Source organism: Sphingopyxis sp., from assembly GCF_036402335.1.
GTDB lineage: Bacteria > Pseudomonadota > Alphaproteobacteria > Sphingomonadales > Sphingomonadaceae > Sphingopyxis.
In genome coordinates, this window is sequence record NZ_DASWTD010000079.1 from 1 (window position 1) to 3988 (window position 3988).

At 68.8% G+C, this 3988-nt stretch carries 5 protein-coding genes; 4 read left to right on the forward strand and 1 reads right to left on the reverse strand.

What is annotated here, in order from left to right:
* The 4 genes from VGD20_RS02385 to VGD20_RS02400 all read left to right on the forward strand — a co-directional run.
* Positions 1 to 495, forward strand: a 495-nt coding sequence (locus tag VGD20_RS02385) for an SMP-30/gluconolactonase/LRE family protein (protein ID WP_331132922.1), incomplete at its 5' end; no start/stop codon positions are given.
* Positions 492 to 1379 (forward strand): 2-dehydro-3-deoxygalactonokinase, encoded by an 888-nt coding sequence (locus tag VGD20_RS02390; protein ID WP_331132923.1) that lies wholly within the window; start codon positions 492 to 494, stop codon positions 1377 to 1379. The genes VGD20_RS02385 and VGD20_RS02390, both read left to right, overlap by 4 nt.
* Positions 1380 to 1381: 2 nt before the next feature.
* Entirely contained in the window at positions 1382 to 2047 is a 666-nt protein-coding gene (locus VGD20_RS02395) for a 2-dehydro-3-deoxy-6-phosphogalactonate aldolase (protein WP_414714531.1), read from the forward strand.
* Between the two features lie 7 nt (positions 2048 to 2054).
* A complete protein-coding gene (locus VGD20_RS02400) occupies positions 2055 to 2786 on the forward strand; it encodes a FadR/GntR family transcriptional regulator (RefSeq protein ID WP_331132925.1) in 732 nt (243 codons plus the stop codon).
* On the opposite strand, the gene VGD20_RS02405 is transcribed toward VGD20_RS02400, so the two are convergent.
* Complete coding sequence (locus tag VGD20_RS02405; protein ID WP_331132926.1) at positions 2783 to 3838, reverse strand: aldose epimerase family protein; 1056 nt, start codon at positions 3836 to 3838, stop codon at positions 2783 to 2785. The two genes, VGD20_RS02400 and VGD20_RS02405, sit on opposite strands and share 4 nt — an antisense overlap.
* Positions 3839 to 3988: the final 150 nt, after the last annotated feature.

Here is a 3988-nt window from a genome sequence, read left to right on the forward strand (position 1 = left end):
GAAGAGGCGAGCGGCGCGCTCTACCGGCTGGACGCCGACCTTCGCTGGTCGCGCGCCGACGACGGCTATCGGGTCACCAACGGGCCGGCGTTCAGCCTCGACGGACAGACACTTTATCATACCGACAGCGCGCGGCGCGTCGTTTACGCCTTCGATCTGGCCGGCGACGGCACGATCAGCGGCAAGCGCGAATGGCTGCGCTTCGAGGAGGAATGGGGCTATCCCGACGGGATGACGACCGATGCCGATGGCGGGATCTGGATCGCGCATTGGGGCGGCGCGCGGCTGAGCCGCTTCCTGCCCGACGCACGGCTCGACCGCTCGATCGCCTTTCCCGCCGCGAACATCACCAGTTGCGCCTTCGCCGGCGAAAGGCTCGACCGGCTGTTCGTGACTTCGGCGTCGCTCGACGACGAGGCCGGGGAGCACGCGGGGGCGCTGTTCGAAGTCGACGCGGGCGTTTGCGGCGTGGCCGCGCGGGGTTTCGGCGGATGACGATGATCGGGATCGACTGGGGTACGACCAACCTGCGCGCCTGGCGCTTTGCCGGGGACGGATCGGTCGCCGAAATGCGGCGCGGCGCGACGGGGATCGGCGCGATGCAGGGCCGCGACTTCGCCCGCCTCCTCCATAGCAAGATCGGCGACTGGCTGGACGGCGACAGCCGCGTGATCCTGGGGGGCATGATCGGCAGCCGCAACGGCTGGCGCGAGATTCCCTATCTGGCATGCCCCGCCTCGCTCGGCGGGCTGGCGGCGGGGGCGCTTGCGGTCGAGCTGGCGGGCGCGTCGGCGCAGATTGCGCCGGGGCTGCACTGCCGGACGGCGGACGGCGGGCATGACGTGATGCGCGGCGAGGAGGTGCAATTGCTGGGCGCCGGGATTGCGGACGGCCTCGTCGTGCTGCCAGGAACGCACAGCAAATGGGCGCGGGTCGACGGCGGTGCGATCACCGGCTTTCGCACCTTCATGACCGGCGAACTGTTCGCGTTGCTTGCCCGGCACAGCTTCCTTGCACAGTCGATCGACGGCGAAGCGCCCGACGCGGGGGCGTTTGCGAAGGGGGTCGATCGCGCGCTTGCCGACCCCGCGATCACGTCGCTGCTTTTCACTGTCCGGACCGAAGGACTGTTCGACGAAATCGCGCCGACCGCGCTTGCCGATTATCTGTCGGGGCTGCTGATCGGCGCCGAAGTCGCGCGCGGTATCGACGGCGCGGACGGGCCGATCGCGATCATCGCCGAAGCGGCGCTGGCGGACCGCTATGCGGCCGCCTTCGCGCGCGCGGGGATCGCCGACACGAAAAAGATCGACGGCAATGATGCCGCCGCCGCCGGCCTCTGGGCCATCGGGAGCATGACGGATTGGAGCCGCACGTGACGATTGAATGGAGCGATTTCCTGGCGGGCGTGCCGCTCGTCGCCATTTTGCGCGGGCTGACCCCCGAAGCGGCCGAACCCGTCGGCGAGGTGCTGGTCGCGGCGGGATTCCGCTGCCTCGAAGTGCCGCTCAATTCGCCGCGCCCGTTCGAAAGCATCAAGATCCTGTCGGCGCGCTTCGGCGATACCGCGATCGTCGGTGCGGGGACGGTGCTGTCGCCCGCCGAGGTCGATGCGGTGGCCGGGGCGGGCGGGCGGATCGTCATTTCGCCCGACACAAATCCGGAGGTCATTCGGGCGACCAAGGCGGCGGGGCTGTTGTCGCTGCCCGGCTTCTTCTCGCCGAGCGAGGCCTTTGCGGCGCTGCGCGCCGGCGCCGACGGGCTCAAGCTGTTTCCCGCCGACGCCGGCGGCCTCGCGACGCTGAAGGCGCTGAAGGCCGTGCTGCCGCCCGCTGCCCCGGTCATGCCGGTCGGCGGGGTCGACGCCGATACGATGGCGGCGTTTCGCGCCGCGGGGGCAGGGGGTTTCGGTATCGGATCATGGCTCTATACGCCCGGACGCGACGTCGCCGTCATTTCCGAAAGGGCGGTTCAGCTTGTGGCGGGCTGGATGACGGGCAATAAGCAGGCTGCAACGCCGGGACAGGGAATGGCCGATGGGGAGTGAAGAGATAATGCGCAGTCCGTCCGACGGACGAAATCTGACCGCGCATATCGTGCATGATCTGGGACGGGCGATCGTCACCGAACGCTATCCGAGCGGCGAGCCCTTTCCGGTCGAGGCCGATCTGTGCCGGCAATATAGCGCGAGCCGGCCGGTGCTGCGCGAGGCGGTGAAGATGCTCACCGCGAAGGGGCTGCTCAGCTCGCGCCCGCGACAGGGGACGCGCGTCCAGCCCGAAAGCCAGTGGAACCTGCTCGACCCCGACGTGCTGCGCTGGATCCTCGAGCGTAAATTCTCGATCGACCTGCTGATCGAGTTCACCGACGTGCGCCTCGCGATCGAACCGCGCGCGGCGGCGCTCGCGGCCGAAACCGCGACGGGCGGCCAGCGGGCGCAGCTCGTTGCCGCGATCGACCGGATGGTCGCCGCCGACAATGGCGAAGATGATGCGCTCGCCGCCGACATCGCCTTTCACGTCGCGGTGCTGAACGCGAGCAACAACCGCTTCCTGCGCCAGTTCACCGACCTCGCCGAAACGACGCTGCGCTTCAGCATCCGCGCGACGAACGAATATAAGGGCGTGCCGCAGGCGAACGCCGACGAGCACAAGCGCGTCGCCGATGCGATCATCGCGGGCGATGCCGAAGGCGCTTCGCGCGAGATGTACACGCTGATCGAGGGCGCGCTCGACCTGCTGCTCAGCCGCGGCAATCCTTCGCGGCGGCGCGCCAAGCAAGCTTAGTCGACGAGAAAGCGGAAGCGCGTTTCGGACACGTAAAGTTCGCCCGGGCGCAGCAGCGTCGTCGGGAACGCCGCGATGTTCGGCGTATCGGGGAAATGCTGCGGTTCGAGGGCGAGCGCCTGCCGCCGCCGTGCGACGGGTTCGGCGAGCGCATTGCCGCTGTAAACTTGCAGGCCCGGCGCGGTGGTGGCGAGTTCCATGATGCGGCCGCTCACCGGATCATGGAGGCGCGCCGCCGGGCGGAGCGTGCCCGCGGTGCCGTTCAGCACGAAATTATGATTATAGCCGTCGCCGAGCGCCAACTGCGGATGCGCGCCGTCGATCAGCGCGCCGATCCTTTGCGGCTGGCGGACGTCGAAGGGCGTGTCGTCGACGGCGGCGATCGCCCCCGTCGGCAGTGCATCGGCATCGATCGGGGTATAGGCGTTGGCGTGGATCTGGAGATGATGGCCTTCGATGCCAGGTCCGTCGCGCCCCGCGAGGTTGAAATAGCCGTGCGTGGTGAGATTGACGTGCGTCGCGCGGTCGGTTCGCGCTTCGTAGCGGACCGCAAGCTCGTTGTCGGCAGGCAGCGAGAAGGTTGCGCTGACCTGGAGCGTGCCCGGATAGCCCTGGTCGCCGTCGGGGCTGACGAGGTCGAGGCGCAGGCTGTCGCCGTCGATCCGGTCCGCCCAGATTGCCCGGTCGAACCCGTGGCCGCCGTGCAATTGATGCGCGCCCTCATTGGCGCGTAGCGAATAGCGGACGCCGTCGATTGCGAAGGCTGCGCCGCGAATGCGGTTCGCGACACGCCCGATCGTGGCGCCGAAATAGGGATAGGAGGCCTGGTATTCGGGCGCGAGATAGCCGGCGAGATCGTCGAAGCCCAGGACGACATTGGCCTGAACGCCGTCACGACCCGGCGCGTTTATTGCCGTGATCGTCGCCCCGAGCGTCGAAACCCCGACCGATAGTCCGCCGGGGCGCGACAGCAAGATATGGGTCACCGCTTCGCCGCCGGGCAGCGTGCCCCACGGGCGGCGTTCGATGCGGGTGGAGTCGGTGGTCGTCATGTTCGGCGCCGTCCATGCCAGCCGCGACCGGCATGTGAAAGGGCGGCCGGCATGGGGCCGGCCGCCAGGGGGAGGTTCCTAGAAGTTCGCGCGAACGCCGACCGCGACGCGCCGGCCGGTATCGTCGAGCTGGATCAGCCGTTCGTCATA